Origin of the sequence: Bradyrhizobium sp. CIR18 (assembly GCF_014198295.1) — a bacterium.
In the GTDB taxonomy this organism is placed as follows: domain Bacteria; phylum Pseudomonadota; class Alphaproteobacteria; order Rhizobiales; family Xanthobacteraceae; genus Bradyrhizobium.
This window is the reverse complement of the sequence record NZ_JACIHF010000031.1, coordinates 1-21128: the sequence shown is the minus strand read 5'-3', so window position 1 is coordinate 21128 and position 21128 is coordinate 1. Positions and strand designations below refer to the sequence as shown.

Sequence of the window (21128 nt, the reverse complement as noted above, 5' to 3'; positions counted from 1 at the left end):
CGTCTTCCGGGAGTCGTCTTCAGAATCCGTCTTGCCTTCCAATGCAATAGCTAGACAAAACCCATATGCGATTCCCCTGCGCTTGCGGGGGAGGGTCGGGGTGGGGGTGCCTCCGCGGTGGGATTCCCGACGAGGAGAAAGCTCTCACCCGCGCCCTTCGGCGCGACCTCTCCCGCAAGCGGGAGAGGTTAGGACACCGAGTCTAAGGCGCCAGCTTCGCCAGCCCCGACCAGTCGAAGCTGATGCCGTGCCCGGGCCGGTCCGGCGCCAGCGCCTTGCCCTCCTGCAGCACCAGCGGGTGCTCGATGTACTTGTCGAGCCCGAAGCCGTGCGCCTCCAGATAGGATCGGTTCGGGCAGGCCGCGAGCAGGTGCACGGTAATGTCGTGCGCGCCGTGGCTGGTGACGGGCAGGTTGAACGCTTCCGCCAGCCGCGCGATCTTCATGAAGGCGGAAACGCCGCCGCAATTGGTGACGTCAGGCTCGGGATAGGACACCGCGCCACTGGCGATGTAGCTCTTGAACTCCCACAGCGAGCGCAAATTCTCGCCCGCCGCGATCGGCACGCCGCCGGCTTGCAAGATGCGCGCGTGGCCGGCGACGTCGTCGGGGATGATCGGCTCCTCGAGCCAGGTGAGGTCGTAGGGAACGAACGCCCGGGCGGCGCGGATCGCCTCTTCGACCGTCCATTTCATGTTGGCGTCCACCATCAGCGGAAAACCGTCGCCGAGGTGTTGTCGCATCGCGGAGACTTTCGCGACGTCGGATTTGAGATCGGGCCGGCCGACCTTCATCTTGATGGCGCGAAAGCCCTTGGCGAGATTGCCGTCGGTCTGCTTGAGCAGCGCCTCCACGGAGAGATCGAGGTCGATGCCGCCGGCATAGCACGGCACGCGCGCGTCGAACCCACCGAGCAATTGGTACAGCGGCAGCCTGGCGCGCCGCGCCTTCAAATCCCACAGCGCGATGTCGAGCGCGGAGAGCGCTAGCACCACCGGCCCGCCACGGCCGCCATAATGCAGCGCCCACCAGACGTGATGCCAGATCGCCTCGGTGTCGTTGGCCTCGCGTCCTTCGATCAGCGCGGGGATCTCGCGCTTGAGGATGTCGGCGACAGCGCCGCCATTGCGCCCGACCGTGTAAGTGTAGCCGACGCCCTCGGCGCCGTCGGCATCGCGGATGCGGCAGGTGATCAGCTCGAACGCCGCGATCTCGCCATGGGTGGAGTCGGAGAGCGTGACGGGGAGGGGGATCCGGTAGAGCCCGGTCTCGATATTTGCGATGTGCGGCATGTGGCCTCCCTTCTTGTTTTTGTTTCGTAGGGTGGGTTAGCCGAGCAAATGCGCAAAGCGCATGTGCTCGGCGTAACCCACCACTTCTGCTTCCACGGAGACGAACAGTGGTGGTTATGCCTTCGGCTAACCCACCCTACAGACGGAAACTCACCGCATCGTCGCAAGCTGCACGGCCAGCGCACACGCACGGTCGTATTCGTCGAGATTGATCCATTCGTCGATGGTGTGCGCCTCGTTCTGGCCGGCGCCAAAGGTTACCGTCGGAATGCCGTGGCGGACCATCCAGTTGGCATCCAGGCCGCCATTGGCGGTGCGGACGTTCGGCGTGCCGCCGACCGCGGATACGGCCTCGACCGCGCGCTTGATGACGGGCTGGTTGTCCTTCATGCGGAACGGATAATAGTCGGTCTCGGCCTTGAACTTGACCTTGCCGGACTTGCCTTGCGCGTTCGTCACCTTCTTGGCCGCCTTCTCGAACGCGGCCTTGTAGGCCTTGGTGATCTCCTTGAAGAACTTTCCGTCGTGGCTGCGGCTTTCGCCGCGGACATGCACGTAGTCGGTGACGACATTGGTGGCATCGCCCGCGGGGCGGCCCTCGCCGCCGGTGACGGGGCCGACATTGCTGGTGCCTTGCCGCTTGCCCTTCACCACCTTGCCGAACCAGCCGCCGGCCTTCACCTCGGCAAGCGCGAGCGCCATGATCATGGTCGAGGAGATGCCGCGCTCCGGCGCGACGCCGGCATGCGAGGCGCGCCCCATGATCTCGACGGTCCAGCGGTCGGCGCCGACCGCGCCGATCACGACGTTGGAGGCCGAGCCGCCGTCATAATTGAAAGCCATCACCGGCGAGCCGAGCTCGTCCAGCTTGACGTGACGCGCGCCGTAGAGCCCGCTCTCCTCGCGCACGCAGAACAACAGCGTGATCGGCGGATGGTCGAGCTTGTGCTTCTCGAGCTCGGCCGCCAGCGTCACCAGCACGCCGCAGCCGCAGCGATTGTCGCCGCCGAGCGCAGTCTTGGCGGAGTTGACGATCTTGCGGCCCGATTTCTTCGGCTTGGCCCCAGCACACAGCGGCACGGTGTCCATATGGGTCATGAACATGATGCGCGGCTGGTTGTGCAGCGCGCCACAGCCGGGCAGGTCGACGATCAGGTTGCCGGTCTCGGTCGGTACGGGAATGCGGGTGTTGGCATCGTCGAGCCGGATGGCCTTCGCCGCTACGCCGCTCTCCTTCAATGCGGCGGTGATCTCACGCCCGATCGCCGCCTCCTGTCCGGTCACGCCCTCGATGGCGAGGAAGCGCATGAGGCGGTCGGTGGCGGCTTTGGTGTCGACAGGCATGAGTTCATTCCCTTGATGCGCGATGCTTGTCAGCATCCCTTGCAGCACGCCGTTGTGCAAGGCGGCCGCGACGCATGAAGGACGGAGCTGCTTTGCCATGCGCGCATGGTCCCGCAGATGGCGTCGCGTCGCGCGAACACAATGTGTCCGGATGTTGCTGTCAGGTGACAGCGTCGGCTGCGATTCGCTTCTAACTTAAGGGTGTTTCGTGGCGCCGCGGCACGCCGATATTTGCCGAAATGCTGGGGACGACGATGCGGATCGCGGCCATTGCCGGAAGTGCCTTATTGTTCGGTGTCGTGGCGGCAAATGCCGCGGATATGGCGGTCAAGGCGAGACCCGTGCCGGTCGCTGCGCAGATCTTCAACTGGACCGGCTTCTATGTCGGCGCCAATGTCGGCGGCGCCTGGACTCCCGGCAGCGGTGACAGCGATTTCGGACCGCTGTTTCCCGCTTTCGGCGTGCCGCCCCCGGTCGCACCCGTGCTGACGATTGTTCCCGAACAGAGGGGCATCATTCCCGGTGACGGCCGCCACAGCGGCGTCATCGGCGGCGGCCAGATCGGATACAATTGGCAGGTCCAGCAGTTCGTGCTCGGCGTGGAAGCCGACGCGGTCGGCACCGGATTGAGCGGCAGCAGCGGCAGCGCTTCGCGTACCTTCGGCGCCCCGACATTTGCGCCGCCGGTGACGCAGACAGTGACGGTCGATTTCGGTCATATCGACTGGATGGCCACCTTCCGCGGCCGCGCCGGCGTCACGGTGGACCGGGCGCTGTTCTACGTCACCGGCGGCGCCGCCGTTGCCGAGATCGGCGGTTCCAGAACCACCGTCGTCAACGGCCCGGGTATCGGCATTCCGGCGGGAACGTTCACGGCAACGAACGGCTCGACCACGCGCTGGGGCTGGACCGTCGGCGGAGGCATCGAATGGGCGTTCACCCCGAACTGGAGCCTGGCCGGCGAATATCGCTACACCGACTTCGGTCGCCGCAGCGTCGCATTCACCGTTCCCGATGGGTTCGGCGGCGTTTTCGCGACGGGGACGTCAAGCTCGCGGCTGACCGTCGAGCAAGCGACCCTCAGGGTCAATTATCGCTTCGGCGGGCCGGTGGTCGCCAGGTACTGAGCTTGGTCGCGGGGATGCTCTGAGAGCGTGCAAGGATGGGGTTGAGCGAAGCGCTCAGCCGGTCCCGCGAAGTGGCAGCGTGTAGGCCAGGAAGACCAGCACGCCGATTGCCAGCATTGCTGCCATGAACAGCAGCACCGCCGGCAATCCCGCGAGTGCTGCTACCGCGCCGGTCACCGACTGCACCAAGGCGGCGCCGAGGAAGAAGGCGAGGTTCACGGCCGCCAGCGCTTTGCCGGTAGTCTGCGCGTCGACCAGCTGCCGCGACATGCCGAATAGCAGCGGCTGGGCGGAGGTCGCAAGGCCGATCAGCACAAACAGAACGAGGTCGTATTGCGGCGGCATCACGGGCACGCCGAACAGAACGGACACGGGGTAATGCGGCGCCCCGAGCGCCATCAGCGCCAGCAGCACCGCCCCGGCCATATGCGAGCCTGCCACCAGCGCGCGGCGGCGGCCAAGCCTGCGGTCGATCATGCCGATGCACAGGGGCCCCGCGATCATCGCCAGCGTGAACGCGCCGAGCTGATTGCCGGCCTCGACCCGCGACAAGCCCTTGACGTCCATCAGCCACGGTCCGCCCCACAGGCCGCGCAGCACCAGCGAGGTTGCCAGCGACACCAGCGCGAGCGCGATCAGCCCGCGCAACGGACGCGAGAAGCCGAGCCTGAGCACCTCGATCATCTGCGACAACGGCGAGGAATCGTCCTTGTGCTCGGCCGGCTGCTGCGGCACCAGCGCGAACACGGCGAGCGCGACTGCAACGCCGCCAGCCGCGGATATCCAGAACCCGGCGCGCCAGCCGTAAGCATCGACCACGAAAGCGAGCGGGCTCGACGACAGCAGCATGCCGATATTGCCGATCGAGAGGATCGCGCCCGACCACAGCCCGAAGCGGCCCGTCGACAATTGCTTGGCCGCCAGCGTCATCGGGCACATCAGCATGCCGGACGTGGCAACGCCCAGCATGAACTGCCCGACCGCAAAGCTCGCAGCCCCCGTGGCAAAGCCCGACGCCACCGCGCCGAATACGGTCCCCGCGAGCAGGCTCAGCGACACCGGCCGCACGCCAAACCGGTCCATCGCCGCCCCGACCGGGATCTGCGCTGCGGCAAAGGCGAAAGGATAGATCGAGGTGAGGCTGGCGAGGGCTTGCGGCTCGATGTGGAAATCCGCGGCCATGAGGTCGAGGCTGACGGCGGGAATAGTGCGCAACAAGGTCGAGAGCATATGGCCGCAGGCGAGCGCGAGAAGTGCAAAGATCAGCGTGCGGGTGGCGGTGCCCGCGTCGTCGGTGGTGGCCATGAGCGTCCCGTCCCGGAAGGTTTGGATGGGCGTACATGATGACGAGGCGGGCGCCAATGGCGGCAGCGCGACCCCCTCATTCCGGATTGTGGCGTCTCGGGATCAGCGCGCGGAAGGACGAGATACAGGCAGCCGGCGGTTCGCATCGTCAGTGATGGGCAAGATGGAGCCGAACTGATTTCGCCAGTTGCCGACCCAAGCGATGTCAGTTGCCATGCCGGCCCTCCTACGCTCGCGCACTCGGCATCGCGCGCAGCCGGCGCAACCTGCTCAACTCCTTCGTTGCGTCCTTCATCAGGCCGTCAGCGGCCTCGCGTTCCTGGCCGACGACGACGCCCGATGCGAAAGCCTGGGCGCGGCGGTGTGCAGGTGGCGCCGTCAGCGCCGCCTCCGTTGCCAGCTCGCGGTGCGCCATGAAGTCGTTCAGCGATCCGAGCGCGGATTGAATCTGCTTCAGGCGGTCGGACAGGGCTGCAAGCTCCTTGCGGTCGCGATCAGCGTAGAGGCTTTCGAAGAAATCGACGGCGTAGCGGATCTTCTTGATCTTGATCCGCAGCTTGTGGCGCTGCATCGGATCCAGGTCGTGCAGGCGCTTGCCCTCCTTTCGCGCCTTCCTGATGCGCCGGTCGAGCAACGCCGCGGCGTAAGCGGCGATCGAACGGTCATCATCGCCGTGAGGCCGTCCGCTTCCGATCCACTCGATCACGTCGATCAGCAGGCGGCGGTAAGGCGCCGACATGACCGCATCGCGCGCCCGCTCGAATGCCGCCACCCGTTGCCGGGAGAACCTCTTGCGGATCGCGCGGGCGCCGCGTCGCGGCACGTCCCGTTCGGTGATCGGCCGGATGCTCTCATTCAGGAATACGTCGATTTCACGCGCCGGCGCCAGCTCGCTCGTGAGCCATTTCAGCTCGGCCTTGATCCGCGCGGTGCTGGCCCGCGGAAGGATATCAGCGAACAGCGAGATGGCCGCACGCAGACGCCGCAAGCCGACCCGCATCTGATGAACCCCTTCGGCGTCCATCTCACGCACCGGATCGGCGTTCGCGGTGACCTGACGCAACGTCGAATGCGCGATGACGCGGAACGCCTCGCGCGGTGAGAGTCCGTCCTCCAGCGCGATCGGCTCGGCGTGCTGTGCGCCGCCGCCACTGCCGGCGACGAGCAGGTAGCCGCGCTCGGATTTCGAACGCAGATCGAGCTCCGCCCCGGTTTTGCGTTCGAGATCGCGGGCAAGGCGGAACAGGTCCGCGACATGCCCGGACTTCAGTTCCAGCTCCAACTCGGCGACGGGCCGCGACCGGTGACCGGCGCTGATGCGGCCACGGTCGACCGCCAGTTCGATCTGGCTCTTCCGGACGCGTCGCGCCTGCGCCAGGCGATGAATGTCGGTCTGGAAGACCGGCTTCAGCTTGCGAGGAAGCTTTCGCGTCGCAAGATCCCGGAGCGGCGTGTGTCCCGTCTTATTCAGGTCGGGACGTGCACCGGAAAGCTCGTGCTCCCATTCGCCCCGCTTCACGCCATCCGTGCCGCCGGCTTTCACGGTCTGCACGTAGCGCCCCTCGATCTTGCGGACGCGCAGCGTCAGGCCATGGCGCCTGAGCTTGTGCTTGGTCGTATCGTAGTAGGTCGACACGAGCGACTGCTCGGACTGGTCGCCGCGCCGCCCACTCAAACCGCCCGTCCGCAACACTGACGACAATTTTCGCGGCGCAACGCGGAATTTAAGTTCCGTTTCGGAGGCCATGGCGAATTCTTTCGTTTGCTGAATTCAAAGCGGTGCCGGCTCGGGAAGTTCCGGGCCCGCCAGCTTTTCGACCCGCACGCCGCTGCGGGAGCCGCAAAGGCACGGAAACTTCACGCGATTGAAAGGCAACGCCATGAACTGAAGCGGCACCCTGGGCCGAACCAACGCAATCGCGATCCTCGTCATCGTTCGCGCGTACGGCCCAGGCCGGCCGCCAGAGATTGTTCCCGGGAAAACGTGGTATCCTGCGGAACAGGGAGAACCCCGATATGCGGTTGGCGGCGGCCATGTCTTCGTCCGAGAGTCCGAGTAAAACGACCAGTGAGGCGGCCCGCCGCGAGCGGAGAAGAAGCAATTCCTTACTGTTGGTCCTCGCCGTTGGATTTCTCATTTTTGCCGCCGCAGCGGGCGCGCTCTATTATGCGTTGCGGCCGGACGTCCTCCGGATCGCCGTTGGACCACCCGGCAGCGATGACGACAAAGTCATTCAGGCGATGGCCGATGCCTTCGCGAGCGAAAGCCGTACTGTCAGGCTGCTTCCCGTCAAAACCGACGGGGCGGTGGAGTCTCTCGCCCTGCTTGGGGCAGGCAAGGCCGACCTTGCCGTCGGCCGCGGCGATCTGGACATGCCCGCCGAGGCACAGACCGTCGCCGTCGTGCGCAAGAACTTCGTCGTGCTGTGGACTCCGTCTGGAGCCGCCGGCAAGAGCTCGAAAAGAAAGCCCTCGCCGAGAATCAAGGAGGTCGCCGATCTCGCAGGGCGCCGCGTCGGCGTGATCGGCCGGACCCCGGCAAATGCCGCATTGCTACGCGTCATCCTGAGCGCCTCCGGAGTGGAGGCGGACAAGGTCGTCGTGACACACTTCGGCACGGACCAGACCGAGGAGCTGGCACGCGATCTCACCATCGATGCCTTCATGGCGGTCGGGCCGCTCGACAGCAAAATCACGTCCGATGCCGTGGCTGCAACGGCGCGCCTGCGCGGCGAGCCGAGATTTCTCGCCATCGAGACATCGGAAGCGATCGCCCTGAAGCATCCGCGGTATGAATCGGAGGAAATTCCGCCCAGCGTCTTCAAGCCGGATCCGGCCTGGCCGGGTGACAAGGTCGAAACCGTCAGCGTCAGCCACCTCATCGTCGCGAGAAAGTCCCTGCCTGAAACGACAGTCGCCGCCTTTTTCCGCCAGCTCTTTGCCGTTCGCCAGGCGATTGCAAGGCAGGTCCCGGGTGCTGCGCATATTATCAAGCCTGATGTCGACAAGGACACGGAGCTACCGGTGCATCGGGGAGCGGCGGCTGTCATCGACGGCAACGAACGTACCTTCCTCGACCGATATGGCGATTACTTCTGGTTCGGGCTGCTGCTTCTTTCCGGGATCGGCTCGGCCGCCGCCTGGTTGCGTCGCTATTTGAATCGCGACGAAAGAGAGGAAACCAACGACCATCGCAAGAGAATCCTGGCCATGGTGTCCAGCGCGCGAACCGCGGGATCGAGCCAGGAGCTTCTGGTTCTGCAGCGCGAGGCCGACGCCATCATAGCTGAAACGCTCGAATGCTACGACGACGGCGCTATCGAAGAGGAGGAACTCGCAGCATTCGGTCTGGTGCTCGGCCTGTTGAGCAGCGCCATCGCGGAGAGACGAGCCGCGCTGCAGCGTGCCAACTTCGAAACCGTTCGAGGCGCGGCGAGCGCGCCGCGAGGATGAGGCGCCCTCTGAAGCTGCCGCTGTCGATCTCTGCGACGCATCGGCCCGCAAATGCCAACGGATCGAGGGGCGGAGCCGCCTGGATCAACTTCTGCTTGTGTGCATGGGCTTCCGGCGCGGTCGAAGTTCTCCGCCCCGACACACATCCTTCTGTCGATCGTGACGCTCTCGTCGCCGTTTCGCTTATTCCATCATTCGGTGCCGGCGCTGTTCGGGAAGAATCGGAACAAAACGGACATCATCGCTCTTACTCTAGCAAGGAGACCTGCTCATGCTGTGCTCAAGGCCGCCACGGGTCATTCGCACGACGCTTGATCTTGCGGACGCAAAGCAGGTCAAGTCCGTTCGAAGGCGCCTCAAGATCTCCGATGCCGATCTGATCAGGATCGTCGAAAAGATCGGCAACTCTCTGACGGCCATAGAGAAGGAAGTTCAGCTCGAAAAGCTCGAACCGGTGGAGCAGTGCAGCGCCAAGAGTGGCCTCACGTTCCCCGGATAGATTCAGTCATTCCATAGAAAAGGAGAACTGCAATGAACGGCCTGATTTACCTCGTAGGACTCATTGTCGTGATCGCGGCCATTCTGTCATTCTTTGGCTTGCGTTGACCGCTCTCTTTTCTACTAGCCGACGCGCCACCTGTCTGGGTGAAGCATTTGGCAACTTCGCGTGCATCAAATGGATGATTTGCACCAGGTGAATACCATCATCGCCACGACCATTTGCGCGTTCTTCAAGGGACATCCCGACGCGCAGATCGGGACCGAAGAGGCCAAGCTGCTGGCGAAGCAGATTGCCCAGGCGCTGGATGAGGCAGGGCTGCAGATTTCCCCAGTCGATCCGACAAGCGCGCCGCGCTAGCTTTTCGGCTGGCAACCGGTGATGTGCGGGGTGAACGCCTCGCGCAATTGTCGACGGCAAGGACGGGCGCCCAAGGACGGGCGGCAATGGCACCAACGGGACCCGCTTCCTCGTGCTTCAGGTCCGTTCGAACGTATCGACGTTCGTTGTCACGGCGCGCCACCAGTTCACTGGTTTGAGCTTCGCCGGGTCGCCCTCTCTGGACGCGCTCAGCGCTTGGTCTGCGATCACGAACCAGGCGGTCTCCATCTTTCCGTGACGCAGCAATCCGGTATAGGAGACGGCGCGGTCGCCCGTCACAGACGAGCCCACTGCGACAAAGGCGATGCAATTGCCTTTATGAAATCCGGTGATGGGCACTGCTTGGCCGTAGAAGCCGCTGTCGTCGAGCGCGGTCTCGAAATTCCCCTCGATGCGGCCGTTCGCATCGTCGGTGATGCGTAAGATGGAGCCGAATTGATTTCGCCAATCGCCGACCCAGGTCATGTCGGTTCTCCTACGTTCGTCGATTTGGCTCGGCGCGCAGCCGGGCGGCCTGTGCAGTTCCTTTGCGACACAGTCCGATTGCGGTTGATCTTGCTGCGGCCTACGTACGGCTCGGGACGCCGGCATTCCAAGGCGCGACGGCCTGCTTCAGCCGGAGATCGCGCCTGCGTGCTGTCCGCCTGCTCGCGAAATTCCGTGCAGCGCCTTCGCCGCACCGTCGCCGGGCCTGCACCCGGCGATATCGCCGAGCGCGACGATGCCGACCAGCCGCTTGTCTCGATTGAGCACCGGCAGGCGCCGCACCTGAATGTCGGCCATGTTACGGGTGACCTCTTCGATGTCCTGGTCCTCGTAGCAGTATTTGACGTCTGTGGTCATGACGTTCCGCACTGGCGCGTCCGGCCCCAGGCCCATCGCGACCCCTCGCGTTGCGATATCGCGGTCCGAGATCATACCGACAAGGTGATCATATTCAGCCACGGGCAGCAGGCCGACATTGCGCGCCGCCATCGCCTCGGCTGCGTCCTTGATGGTGTCCTGTGGGGTGCAAAGCTGCACGTCGGGAGTCATGACATCGCTGACTCTCATGGAAATCTCCATCGCTGATAGGCCGCCAACAAAATGCGCCGGCGGTCGTTTCTCAGGAACAGGTCGCAAATGGCGACGAGTTCCCGAAGTCATGATGCAGTGCCGCAGCAATGATTGTCCATCGACGGCAGGCTTTTGGACTAAGCGGTTTGATCCCTCCGATCGTCTGACGCCATCTCCTCCAGCAGCTTTCCCGCCTCATCGAGCAGCTCCCTGATCGCCCTTCGCTCCGCGATCCGCTCCTGTGTGAAGGCGCCATGCTTCTGCGCATAGCGGTTTCCAGGTGGCGCGCCCGATCCGGGCGCGGCACCGTGCATACGGCAGCGGAGCTTGCCGCGCATGGCCGGCGCGCGGCAGGGGAGGCCGCTGCGGGTACGGGCGCCGCAGCGCGGGCTCGCCGCCATCGCGCGCGTGTTGCGGATGTGACCGGCCCTCATGCGGTGGTGCCTCGCAACGCCTCGGTCCGGTCGCGTTCGCCGGCGTCGCGGAGCGGGGCCAGCCCTGCCTCTGTCGCGGTGCCCGGCTCGGCAGCGATCAGATGTGCCTGTTGCGTGACATTCCCCACGATCGCGCTGCCGCCGTCCTGCACCGACAGATTCTGCACCGTGATCGGACGTTCACCGTTGCCGCGATGGCGGTTGAGGGCCTCCATCTGGGCTGCGAACGTGCGAGCCAGCCGGGTCAATGTGCGTGCGACGCCTTCCTGCTGCGGGATGCCTTCGGCGAAGGCGAGGCGGCAGGCAAAGCGCATGGTCGCGACGTGGACGGACACCATCTGCGCCGTCAGCATGGTTTCGAGGGAATCCCGCGGGGCGATGCTTTTCATCATCGAGATCATGAAGGCGAGATTGTCCTCATCGGGCTTCTGCAGGATCACGCTGGCTTTCATCAACTGCTTGAGGATGCCATGCAGAGCGTCCTGATCGACGGCACCGAGCGCCTCGCCCAGCAAGTGCTCGCCGGTCTCCGCGTCGGGATGTTGAATTGCGATCCGTTGTCCGGTGAGCTTGACCCGCGGGGCGGGCCTGCTGCCGTACCTGACGACTGGCGTCGTGCTGTTGCGTGTCATGGCTGTTGTCATGTCGATGTCTCCCTTGAGCCCACGGCACGCGCGAGCAGGCCTCTCCGGTGCGAGAAGACCTCTCAGTTGCCGTGCGGCGGTTGCGTATTCAAATGTCGATGCTGGGCTTGTTCGCGATCGAAGCGAGGCCCACATGGCTGTGGAGGCCGATTGCTCACGCGGATCGCGATGATGGCATTATGCCCCTGTTTTGCCCGACGAGTCAAAATCGATTTCGCAACATCCGAAGGTCTCTGCCTGGCGTAAGTCGTTGTTCGGACAGGGGCCGTCTACTGTGCATGGGGTTGTTTTCGCATTTTTTGTCTGCAGGCGATGCACACGTGCCGTGGGGCGGAATGCCGGCGACCAAACGCGATTGCGAAATCCGGGATGGCCGCTATTCATGATCTTCACATGCGTCGCACCAACAAGCCTGCACAAGCGGCGCTGCGGATGTCTGGGGAGAGAACCAATGCAACGAACCGCCCACCTGCTCGCCGTCGTCGCCGGATTGTGTGCGTCTGTACTGTCGACGGAGGCCATGGCGCAGAAATATCCGGTGCGGCCGGTCAAGGTCATGGTCGGCTTCAGCGCCGGCGGGCCGGTCGACGTCGTCGCGCGCATCGTCGGCGATCGCCTGGGCAACAAGCTCGGGCAGCCCTTCGTGGTCGAGAACCGCGCCGGCGCCAACGGCATGATCGCGGCCGAAGGCGTCGCCCATGCGGAAGGCGACGGCTACACCATGCTCGCCTGCAACTCGTCCACCATCACGCTCAACAAGACGCTATTCAAGGATATCCGCTACGATCCGGAAAAGGACTTCGCGCCGCTGACCACCGTCGTGTCGGCGCCGCTGGTGCTGGTGGTCAATCCGGAGAATCCAAAGACGGCTAATATCAAGACCGTCGCCGATCTCGTCGCCGCGGCGAAGGCGGCACCCGGCGCGCTGGCCTACGGTTCGGGCGGCAACGGCAACCTTGCCCATCTCGCCATGGAGCTGCTGAGCCAGAAGGCCGGCATCAAGCTGATCCACGTGCCTTATCGCGGCGGTTCGGCCGCCGAGGTCGGCATCCTCGCCCAGGAGGTGCTGGCGGTGTTCGATCCGCTCTCCGCCGTGCCGCTGGTCAAGGCCGGCAAGCTGCGCGCGCTCGCGGTGTCGTCGGCCGAGCGGCTGCCGGCGTTGCCCGATGTGCCGACCGTCGCGGAAGCCGGCTATCCCGGTTTCGACATCTCGTTCTGGGTCGGCTTCTTCATGCCGAAGCCGACGCCGGCGCCGATCCTGGAGACGCTGCACCGGGAAATCGTCGCGGCCGCCAAGGATCCGGCGGTCGCGGAGAAGCTCGGCTCGCAGGGTGTGGTCAGCGTGCTGACCCCGGCCGGGTACGCCGCGAAGATCGCGAAGGAGACGAAGGAGCTCGCCGAGGTCGTCGCAGCCGCGGACATCAAGGCGGAGTAGGGAGCGCACCTGCTTCCATCGCTATTCACCGCGGGCCAGCTGCGCCAGCCGATCGAGCAGCGGGCGTTGTCCTGCGTTGATCTTCTCTTGCGCCTCCTCGAGCGTGAACCAGTCGGCACGGTCGACTTCCGGGAAGACTTGCCGTTTGCCGCTGCGCGGCGGCCATTCGATCTCGAACGTGTTGCTGCGGATGCTGCGCACGTCGATATCGAGCTCGGCGGCGAACGCGGTGACGACCTTGCCGCCGCGCTGCTTGACCTCGCCAAGCGAGACCAGCGGCACGGACAGCTCCAATCCCAGCTCCTCGGAAAATTCCCGTCGCGCGGCGGCCTCCGCATCGTCTTTGTCCGCATACTCGCCCTTGGGGATCGACCACGCGCCGAGATCCTTGTTGCGCCAGAACGGCCCGCCGGGATGAACGAGGAGGATCTCGATCGCCCGGCGTTTGCGATAGGCAATGATCCCCGCACTCTTCGATGGCATCGCAGGTTCCGTGCAGAAGCGGTCCGCTTTGTCTCGGGAAAAAGTGGAACCGGCCGTTTTAGCGCAGGTTAGTAGCCAACGTTCATTTGATAAAAGGGAGTGAACCATGATCCGCCTGTTGGCAACCACCGCATTAGGGCTGGTGCTGGCGAACGCCGCCTTCGCGCAATCGCCCAGCAAGTCCGAGCAGACGCCGCAATCCCAATCCAATTCCACGGCGCCTGCGACGACCTCGCAATCCGGCGCGGCCGGCACGCAGCAGACCACATCGCAGCCGCAGCAATCACCGTCGACAGGAACCTCGGCACAGACGACGCAGAGCACCGCGCCATCCTCCGGGGCCGCCAATTCCGGCACATCCAACAATGCTGCGAGCAGCACGGACATTTCGCGGCCGCAGAGCGGCACGGCAAGCTCGAACACGACCGGTAACCAGCCCGCCACCCAGCAGGGCGCCAACCCGCCGCCGGCAAACGCGAACCAGGCGCAGGATCGGTCCAATCCGCCACCGGCCAATAGCAATCAGGCGCAGCAGGCGCCCGCTGCATCCGGGACCAACCAGGCTCAGCAGGCGCCGACGGCGCCAGCCGGCAATCAGGCGCAGGGCGAGCGGTCCGGAACCAACTCTCAGGCGGCCGCGCCGACCAACGTCAATCTGAACCGCCAGCAGGAGACGAAGATCAGCACCTCGATCTCGCATCTGAACGTCCGGCCGCTGACCAGTGTCAATTTCTCGCTGAATGTCGGCACGGTCGTGCCGCGCGACGTGCACCTCTCGACCCTTCCGCCCGACGTGGTCGAGATCGTGCCGCAATATCGCGGCTACAGCTTCGCGCTGGTGAAGGATGAGATCGTCGTGGTCGATCCGGCGACCTACAAGATCGTGACGGTGCTGCCGTATTCGGGGAAATCCACGGCAACGACGACGTCGACCACCCGCGAGCGTAGCGCAAGCAAGTTCTCTGACCGCGATCGCGATGCGATCCGCAAACATGCGAAAGCGCGTCCCGAGAGCCGGAGCGAACGGCAGACCACCGGAAGCACCGCACGCACCGAGATCCATGTCGGCGATCGCGTCCCTGATAGCGTCGAGGTCGAGGAATTTCCGAGCACGGTTTATCGGGATGCGCCCGACCTGCGGGAGTACCGCTACATCCATCGCGATACCCGGACTTATGTCATCGAGCCTCGCGAACGACGCGTGATCGAGGAGATCGACTAGTTCTCAGCCGTCGGAAGCCGCCCATCGGGCGGCTTCTCGATTTGTGCGTCAGATCGCTGAACGTTCGCGCGCCGCGATGCGGATGGCGCGAGCCTTGGTGCCCTTCGCCGCGCGCGCTGCAATCATGCTCCTCGCCTTGCCACGGGCCGAGGCGTTCTTGTGGAGCAGGGATACGAACCGCTTGCGCGTCCGGTTTGTCGACAGGCGCGCCGCAAGCTGTTCGGCCTTGCGAATAATGGTCGCGACTGAAGGTGTCAGGTTGACCGGAACCCAGGCGATATCCTTGGCCTTGGAGAGGCTGCCGATGCCCTCGCATGGCGCCTCGCGCGGCAGGTCGATCCTGATCGCGAGCGCCTCGGACCGCTCGGTCCAGTCCTCAGCCTTGGTGCCGGTGATGATGCGGACATAGTCGCGCGTCTCACGCGGCAGCTCGCTCTCCTTGGCGAGCCACTTCTGAACGCGGCCGGGACCGGCATTATACGCAGCCGCGGCGAGGCCGAGATTGCCGAAATCGTCGCGAAGCTTGCGCAGGAATTTTGCCGATGCGGGCAGCGCCTTCATGGGATCGAAGGGATCGTCGAGCCCGACTTCGGCGGCCGTCCCGGGCATGAACTGCGCCACGCCCTGGGCGCCGGCCTGGCTCACCTCGTTGGACTTGAAGCGGCTTTCCTGCCAGAGCAGACGGGCAAAGAATGGCACGGGAATGCCGCTGGCCTCGGCGGCCTCGCGCAGCGCGTGGCAAAATCGCTCGGTCGGGGAAACCGGCGCCTGTAGGGCTGGCTCGTCCGCCCGGGGCGGCTCGATCACCTGCTCATAGGCGGCACGCGCGTTGGCGAGCTCGATGGCCTGCACACTTGCGAGGAAGAGCTCGACCACCGGAACAAGTGGGGAGGCCCGATTGTTCTGAATAACGGCGCGGTCGAAAGTTGATGTTTGCCGGGACGCCGACGGATCGAGGTCGCACATCAGAATCATGAACGCGGCGCAAGCCGCGATGACAAATCGCATTTGCGGAGACAACCTCGAACTGTGGGATGAACGGCCAGCGGTGCGCCGGCGATAAGAAGTTCTTAACCGTCTGATTGCGGCAAAGCTGCGGTCTCGTTGGTTCCTTCGGTGTTACTACGGTGTTCCCGAGCAGAAACTCCCCGCGGTTTTGCGGATCATTATTTTTAGAATGGGACGAGCGATCATGAGGCGGTGGCTGCTTGGCGCGGTGATGTCGATGTGGTTCGTCTGCCCGGTGCTCGCGGGCCATCTCGATGCGAAAGCGGTGAACGAGGCCGCGCGTCCGGAAAAGCAGCCGGCCGCGGACAAGGTCGACGCGCCGGTGACGAAGCTGCAGATTCTGCTCGATCGTGCGCAATTCTCTCCTGGCCAGATCGACGGCAAGTTCGGCGAGAACGCGCAGAAGGCCTTGAAGGCGTTCGCCGAGCAGAACGGAATGGCCTTCGACAAGGTCGTTGCCCCTGAACTCTGGGACAAGCTGACCGCAGCGAGTGAGGGGCCTGTCGTTGTCGACTATAAGATCACCGACGCGGACGTGAAGGGGCCGTTCCTCAAGAAGCTACCGGCCAAGCTCGATGACATGAAGTCGCTGGAGGCGCTGAGCTACACCAGCCCGCTCGAAGGGCTCGCGGAAAAATTCCACATGAGCGGAGAGCTGTTGAAGGCGCTCAATCCGGGCAAGTCATTCGACAAGGCTGGCGAGGCGATTGCCGTGGCCAACGTGCCGGCGCGGCGGGAGCTGCCGCGCATCGCTCGGATCGAGATCGACAAGACGCGCGCGACGCTGAAGGCTTACGAGGGCTCTGGTCGTCTGGTCGCGTTCTACCCGGCATCAATCGGCAGTCCGGATCGCCCAACGCCGACGGGGACGCTGAAGGTCACCGGCACCAACGAGCAGCCGACCTATCACTACAATCCGGAGTACAAGTTCAAGAGTGTGAAATCCAAAAGACCCTTCGACATCAAGCCGGGTCCCAACAATCCCGTGGGCTCGTATTGGATCGGCCTGTCGGCGCAGGGCTATGGCATCCACGGGACGGCGGAGCCCGACAGGGTCAGCAAGTCGGCCTCACACGGCTGCATCAGGCTCACGAATTGGGACGCCCGTGTGCTCGGCGAGAACGTCAAGCGCGGCACGCCCGTCGTCTTCCTCGATGCGCCGACGGAATCTTCCTCGAAGCAGAAGGGCAAGACGGCCGGCAAGCGCGCCGCGAATTAGTCCTTGCTAGTCCTTGGGGAAATCCTTGCGCATCGCCATCTCGGCGGCATCCCCCGGCGACAGCACGGTCTGGTCGAAGGCCGCTTGCGGCTTCGTCATGATGTCGTAGAGCGAGATGCCCTTGATCGGCTTGCCCATGAGCTCGCGGACGCAGTCGGCGAGCGTGCCGTTGTAGACGAGATAAGGCGGACCTCGGTCCTTCTGCCTCTCGCCCTTCAGCGACGGCCACTTCTTCAGTTCGGCCGGCGCGTCATAGGCGATCGGCGATCCCTCTTTGAACATGCGTTTGGCCCCGGTGGCTTGGATTGCAGGGAATCCTAGAGCCGCCGGGTAAACACGCGTTGAAGAATTAGTTCAAATCAGCCGGCAATGAAGGCGAGCAGGGTGCCGTTGGACTTGGCCGGCGGCACACAGAGCGCAGCTCCGCTCCGCACAGCTGCCGAACCCAGTGCCTTCTCGGTCGCTGCCAGGTCGCCGCTGGCGAGCACCAGCGCCGCGCCGCCGCGCTCGGAAAGGCCCGCGAGCGGCACGCCCGGATAGCGTTTGGCGAGCTGGTCCAGCGTCAGATAGATGAAGTCGGCCCGATCGCCGCCGGAGGGCACCGTGACCGCGCCGTCGGCCTCGGCGGTCGGTTCGCGGTCGATCAGCCGGCCGAGATGCGCGGCGTCCTTCGCCGGCTCCGGGGTTGCGATCAGCGTCTGCCTGATCCGCTTTGCCGCGTTGGCGTGCCTCATCAATTCGGGAATCCACACGGTCTCGCGCGTCTTGTGCTGGCAGGCGAAGATGCGCACCCCGCCCGGCGCTTCCGCGGTCGGCCACATGAAGGTGCGGAATTTGGCCGCCGAGACGGTGCCATCAGGCAGCGTCACCGGCCGCTCGAAATCGGTCGGGCCGATCGGCGCCAGGCCTCGCGCGCGGATCTCCTCGGCACCGGCGGCGGAATCGACCGCGGTGAAAGCGATGCGCTCGATGCCTTCGCCGCGCTTGTCGAGGAAGGCGCGCGCCGGTGCGTTGTGCTCGGTCGCGACGAGCACGCCGAGCAGCTCCATATAATCGGGGTCGAACATGATGGTGTAATTGCCGGTGCCCATATGCGCGCTGTGGGTGCCGCGCGGCGACACGGTGAAGCCGAGTTGCCGATAATTCTCGGCGGCCTTGTCGAGGTCCTGAACCATGACCACGGCGTGGTCGATACCGATGACGTTCTTGAGGGCCACTGTTCTTTCCCCGCGCATGCAAATGACTTTGGGCCGCGTCGGCGGCCGCTGGTCCTGTCTACGCCGGATAGGCGGTCAAGTCATTTTCAATTCAGTGGGAGACGCGGAATTTCATTCCGCGAAATGATCTGTCGCCGCGCGGGCAGCATCAGCGGGCCTGCTCGAGATAGGCGGCGAGGATCGCGCGCTCCTCGCCGGTCATTTCGGTGATGTTGCCGGGCGGCATCGCGCTCGACCAGGCCGCGACGCGGCCGATCAGGCGGATGTTGCGATGGATGTGCTCGGGCGCATCGAGCAGGATGCCCTTCGGTGCGGTCACGATGCCGGCCCAGACCGGCTCGGCCGCGTGACACATGCTGCAACGGGACGTCACGATCTCCTCGACAGCGGCAAGGGTCGGCTGTGTCGGCAGTGCGCCGGACTTGACCTCGCGCGGTCCTGCGGCGGAAAGGAAGAGGATCGCAATCACGCCGATTGCCGCGACGCCCCACACCCACCATGGCGATTTCCGCCCCGCGTGGCGCTCGTTGAAGAAGTGGCGGATCACCGGCCCCAGCGCCAGGATGATGGCGACGATGATCCAGTTGAAGCGCGTGGCATAGAGCAGGGGATAGTGGTTGCTGATCATCAGCACGACCACGGGCAGCGTCAGGTAGTTGTTGTGGACCGAGCGCTCCTTGCTGGCCTTGCCGAGCTTCGGATCCGGCGCCTGTCCCGCGATCAGGCTGGCCACGATCTTCTTCTGGTTGGGGATGATCAGCGCAAAGACATTGGCCACCATGATGGTGCCGATGATGGCGCCGATCTGGTTGAAGGCGCCACGGCCGCTGAGCACATGGGTGAAGGCAAAGGTCAGCGCGACAAGGAACAGATAGCCGCCGATGGCGAAGGGCAGCTCGCGCTGGGCGAGCCCGGTGCGGCAGGCGGCTTCATAGAGGAGCCACGCCAGAGCCAGGCTCGCGAGGCTGAACAGGCCGGCCTGGAACGGCGTGAGATCGAGGATCGACTTGTCGACCAGGAACAGATCGGCCTCGAGATAATACACCACCACCATCAGTGCGAAGCCGGACAGCCAGGTGGTGTAGGCCTCCCATTTGAACCAGGTCAGCTCGTCCGGCATTTGGTTGGGAGCCACCAGATATTTCATGATCCGGTAGAAGCCGCCGCCATGGACCTGCCAGGCTTCGCCCTGGACGCCGTCGGGCAGGTCACTCGTTCGGTTGCCCTTGGGCCTGAGGCTGAGGTCGAGGGCGATGAAATAGAAGGAACTGCCGATCCAGGCGATCGCCGCCACCACGTGAAGCCAGCGCAGCAGCAGGCTCGCCCATTCCGATATGATGGATCCCCACATGATCATCCCGTCGATTGCGACAGCGATGCCGCAGCTTTGATGACCGCAACCCCCGCCCATACAATGTGTCGCACCTATCCGCGGTGTTTTCCAGTACGATGGGCGCAGCTGATGCACATCGTGCGGGCATCAGCTGACGTGGGATGCGGCAGAGCTTCGACCTGCCGCGGTGGTATCGATGGTCGAGATTGCAGGCCGGGAGGACAATTTGAAGAGCAGAATTTTGTCCGTCGCGATATTCGCGGGGCTACTGATTGCTACCGGTGCGCAGGCCGAGCCGGTGTTGCAGGGCAAGGACGCTTATGGCGATTGGCGGGCCGACAAGCCCGGCACGGTCAGGCTGATCCGGCCGCGGGATCTGGTCAGGCCCGGCGCCACGCGGTCGGTTGCGAGCTCGTCGCGCGTGGTGCCGCGCCCGGCCGAGGCTGCGCTCCAGGTGCCGGCGGGCTTCAAGATCGAACTGTTCGCCGAAGGACTGCGCGCGCCACGCATCATCAGGGTTGCGCCGAATGGCGACGTCTTCGTCGCGGAGACGCGGGCCGGCACCATCCGTGTGTTGCGGGCCGGGGAGGGCAACAAGCTCGCGACCAACGAGGTGTTTGCCAGCGGCCTGAGGCAGCCGTTCGGCATCGCCTTCTTCCCGAACGGGGACAATCCGCAATGGGTCTATGTCGCCAACACCGATAGCGTCGTCCGCTTTCCCTATCAGGCCGGCGATCTCAAGGCGCGCGGCAAGGCCGAGACGATCGTGCCGAGCCTGCCGCATGACGGCGGTCATTCCACCCGCGACATCGTCTTCACGCCCGACAACAAGCGCATGCTGGTCTCCGTCGGTTCGCTCAGCAACGTTGCGGAAGGCATGGGCACGCCCCCGGGCGGGATGGAGGCGTGGGCGAAAACGCAACCGCTCGGCGCAGCCTGGGCCAGTGAGACCGAACGCGCGGCGGTGCTGGCTTTCAATCCCGATGGCAAGGAGCGGAAGATCTACGCCACCGGCATCCGCAATTGCGTCGGCCTTGCGATCCAGCCGCAGACCGGTCTGCCCTGGTGCTCGACCAACGAGCGCGATGGCCTCGGCGACGATCTCGTGCCCGACTACGTGACCAGCGTGAAGGAAGGCGCGTTCTACGGCTGGCCCTGGTTCTATATCGGCGCCAACGAAGACCCACGCCACGCCGGTGCGCGGCCGGATATCAAGGACAAGGTGACGGTCCCCGATCTGCTGGTGCAGCCGCACTCGGCCTCGCTCGGCATGATTTTCTATCAGGGCACGCAGTTTCCGCCCGAGTATCAGAGCGACGCGTTCGCCGCGGAGCACGGCTCCTGGAACCGGTCGAAGCGCACCGGCTACAAGGTGATCCGCATCCGGATCAAGGACGGCAAGCCGACGGGTGAGTACGAGGATTTCGTCACGGGTTTTGTCGTCAGCGACATGGAAGTGTGGGGGCGGCCGGTGGGAGTCGCGGTGGCGAAGGACGGATCGCTGCTGATCTCGGAGGATGGCAACGGCACGATCTGGCGGGTGACGCACGCGCCGCAGTGACGGTGCATCCTCTCCCCTTGCGGGCCTGTTGCGTAATTCGCCAGTTGTGATTCCCTAGGGCAAAGCCTTGGGGGAATGACGATGGCGGTGAAGCGGACAGGACAGCCGAGCTTTGT

At 64.7% G+C, this 21128-nt stretch carries 21 protein-coding genes; 8 read left to right on the top strand and 13 right to left on the bottom strand.

Annotation, left to right across the window (positions count from 1 at the left end; genetic code table 11):
- Positions 1 to 202 precede the first annotated feature (202 nt).
- Together GGD65_RS39580 and GGD65_RS39575 are read right to left on the bottom strand one after the other, a co-directional pair.
- Positions 203 to 1291, bottom strand: a complete 1089-nt coding sequence (locus GGD65_RS39580; protein WP_183238717.1) for a mandelate racemase/muconate lactonizing enzyme family protein — start codon at positions 1289 to 1291, stop codon at positions 203 to 205.
- 150 nt (positions 1292 to 1441) lie between these two features.
- Positions 1442 to 2635: a M20/M25/M40 family metallo-hydrolase gene (locus GGD65_RS39575; protein ID WP_183238716.1), complete on the bottom strand. Its 1194-nt coding sequence runs from the start codon at positions 2633 to 2635 to the stop codon at positions 1442 to 1444.
- Positions 2636 to 2874: 239 nt separating this feature from the next.
- Here GGD65_RS39575 and GGD65_RS39570 point away from each other — a divergent pair, with 239 nt between their 5' ends.
- The gene (locus tag GGD65_RS39570; RefSeq protein ID WP_183238715.1) at positions 2875 to 3762 is read left to right on the top strand and encodes an outer membrane protein; all 888 of its coding nucleotides are present in this window, start codon (positions 2875 to 2877) and stop codon (positions 3760 to 3762) included.
- Between the two features lie 54 nt (positions 3763 to 3816).
- Here GGD65_RS39570 and GGD65_RS39565 read toward each other — a convergent pair whose 3' ends face one another.
- Both GGD65_RS39565 and GGD65_RS39560 read right to left on the bottom strand, forming a co-directional pair.
- Positions 3817 to 5067, bottom strand: a complete 1251-nt coding sequence (locus GGD65_RS39565) for an MFS transporter (RefSeq protein ID WP_183238714.1) — start codon at positions 5065 to 5067, stop codon at positions 3817 to 3819.
- Positions 5068 to 5293: 226 nt separating this feature from the next.
- A complete protein-coding gene (locus tag GGD65_RS39560) occupies positions 5294 to 6814 on the bottom strand; it encodes a CYTH and CHAD domain-containing protein (RefSeq protein WP_183238713.1) in 1521 nt (506 codons plus the stop codon).
- Between the two features lie 287 nt (positions 6815 to 7101).
- On the opposite strand from GGD65_RS39560, the gene GGD65_RS39555 reads away from it, so the two are divergent.
- The 3 genes from GGD65_RS39555 (at position 7102) to GGD65_RS39545 (ending at position 9379) form a co-directional block, all read left to right on the top strand.
- Entirely contained in the window at positions 7102 to 8520 is a 1419-nt protein-coding gene (locus GGD65_RS39555; RefSeq protein ID WP_179735483.1) for a TAXI family TRAP transporter solute-binding subunit, read from the top strand.
- Positions 8521 to 8791: 271 nt separating this feature from the next.
- Entirely contained in the window at positions 8792 to 9019 is a 228-nt protein-coding gene (locus tag GGD65_RS39550; protein ID WP_183238712.1) for a DUF3606 domain-containing protein, read from the top strand.
- A gap of 195 nt (positions 9020 to 9214) precedes the next feature.
- Entirely contained in the window at positions 9215 to 9379 is a 165-nt protein-coding gene (locus GGD65_RS39545) for a hypothetical protein (protein ID WP_245283389.1), read from the top strand.
- A gap of 117 nt (positions 9380 to 9496) precedes the next feature.
- Here the strand turns inward: GGD65_RS39545 and GGD65_RS39540 are convergent, their stop codons facing one another.
- The 4 genes from GGD65_RS39540 to GGD65_RS39525 all read right to left on the bottom strand — a co-directional run bounded on the left by GGD65_RS39540 (position 9497) and on the right by GGD65_RS39525 (position 11534).
- The gene (locus tag GGD65_RS39540; protein ID WP_092259841.1) at positions 9497 to 9865 is read right to left on the bottom strand and encodes an avidin/streptavidin family protein; all 369 of its coding nucleotides are present in this window, start codon (positions 9863 to 9865) and stop codon (positions 9497 to 9499) included.
- A gap of 147 nt (positions 9866 to 10012) precedes the next feature.
- Positions 10013 to 10453, bottom strand: coding sequence for a CBS domain-containing protein (locus GGD65_RS39535; protein WP_183238711.1), 441 nt, complete (start codon positions 10451 to 10453; stop codon positions 10013 to 10015).
- Positions 10454 to 10593: 140 nt separating this feature from the next.
- Complete coding sequence (locus GGD65_RS39530; protein WP_183238710.1) at positions 10594 to 10890, bottom strand: HGGxSTG domain-containing protein; 297 nt, start codon at positions 10888 to 10890, stop codon at positions 10594 to 10596.
- Entirely contained in the window at positions 10887 to 11534 is a 648-nt protein-coding gene (locus GGD65_RS39525) for a hypothetical protein (protein ID WP_026202792.1), read from the bottom strand. The genes GGD65_RS39530 and GGD65_RS39525 overlap by 4 nt, the downstream gene beginning before the upstream one ends.
- A 451-nt stretch (positions 11535 to 11985) precedes the next feature.
- Between GGD65_RS39525 and GGD65_RS39520 the strand changes: the two genes are divergently transcribed.
- Positions 11986 to 12969: a tripartite tricarboxylate transporter substrate binding protein gene (locus tag GGD65_RS39520; RefSeq protein WP_183238709.1), complete on the top strand. Its 984-nt coding sequence runs from the start codon at positions 11986 to 11988 to the stop codon at positions 12967 to 12969.
- 21 nt (positions 12970 to 12990) lie between these two features.
- Here the strand turns inward: GGD65_RS39520 and GGD65_RS39515 are convergent, their stop codons facing one another.
- Positions 12991 to 13452 (bottom strand): NUDIX domain-containing protein, encoded by a 462-nt coding sequence (locus tag GGD65_RS39515; protein ID WP_183238719.1) that lies wholly within the window; start codon positions 13450 to 13452, stop codon positions 12991 to 12993.
- A 106-nt stretch (positions 13453 to 13558) separates the two neighbouring features.
- Here GGD65_RS39515 and GGD65_RS39510 point away from each other — a divergent pair, with 106 nt between their 5' ends.
- Complete coding sequence (locus tag GGD65_RS39510) at positions 13559 to 14674, top strand: DUF1236 domain-containing protein (RefSeq protein ID WP_183238708.1); 1116 nt, start codon at positions 13559 to 13561, stop codon at positions 14672 to 14674.
- Positions 14675 to 14722: 48 nt separating this feature from the next.
- On the opposite strand, the gene GGD65_RS39505 is transcribed toward GGD65_RS39510, so the two are convergent.
- On the bottom strand, positions 14723 to 15682 hold the full coding sequence (locus tag GGD65_RS39505; RefSeq protein ID WP_018322683.1) for a lytic transglycosylase domain-containing protein: 960 nt from the start codon (positions 15680 to 15682) through the stop codon (positions 14723 to 14725).
- A gap of 184 nt (positions 15683 to 15866) precedes the next feature.
- Between GGD65_RS39505 and GGD65_RS39500 the strand changes: the two genes are divergently transcribed.
- The gene (locus GGD65_RS39500) at positions 15867 to 16901 is read left to right on the top strand and encodes a L,D-transpeptidase family protein (protein WP_183238707.1); all 1035 of its coding nucleotides are present in this window, start codon (positions 15867 to 15869) and stop codon (positions 16899 to 16901) included.
- 6 nt (positions 16902 to 16907) lie between these two features.
- Here GGD65_RS39500 and GGD65_RS39495 read toward each other — a convergent pair whose 3' ends face one another.
- The 3 genes from GGD65_RS39495 to GGD65_RS39485 form a co-directional block, all read right to left on the bottom strand.
- Positions 16908 to 17183: a hypothetical protein gene (locus GGD65_RS39495; RefSeq protein ID WP_018322685.1), complete on the bottom strand. Its 276-nt coding sequence runs from the start codon at positions 17181 to 17183 to the stop codon at positions 16908 to 16910.
- 77 nt (positions 17184 to 17260) lie between these two features.
- Positions 17261 to 18118 carry a VOC family protein gene (locus tag GGD65_RS39490; RefSeq protein WP_183238706.1) on the bottom strand — a complete coding sequence of 286 codons (858 nt, stop codon included), beginning with the start codon at positions 18116 to 18118 and terminating at the stop codon, positions 17261 to 17263.
- 148 nt (positions 18119 to 18266) lie between these two features.
- Positions 18267 to 19469 (bottom strand): urate hydroxylase PuuD, encoded by a 1203-nt coding sequence (locus GGD65_RS39485; RefSeq protein ID WP_183238705.1) that lies wholly within the window; start codon positions 19467 to 19469, stop codon positions 18267 to 18269.
- A gap of 178 nt (positions 19470 to 19647) precedes the next feature.
- Here GGD65_RS39485 and GGD65_RS39480 point away from each other — a divergent pair, with 178 nt between their 5' ends.
- Positions 19648 to 21012 carry a sorbosone dehydrogenase family protein gene (locus GGD65_RS39480; protein ID WP_246783588.1) on the top strand — a complete coding sequence of 455 codons (1365 nt, stop codon included), beginning with the start codon at positions 19648 to 19650 and terminating at the stop codon, positions 21010 to 21012.
- The last annotated feature ends 116 nt before the right edge of the window (positions 21013 to 21128 follow it).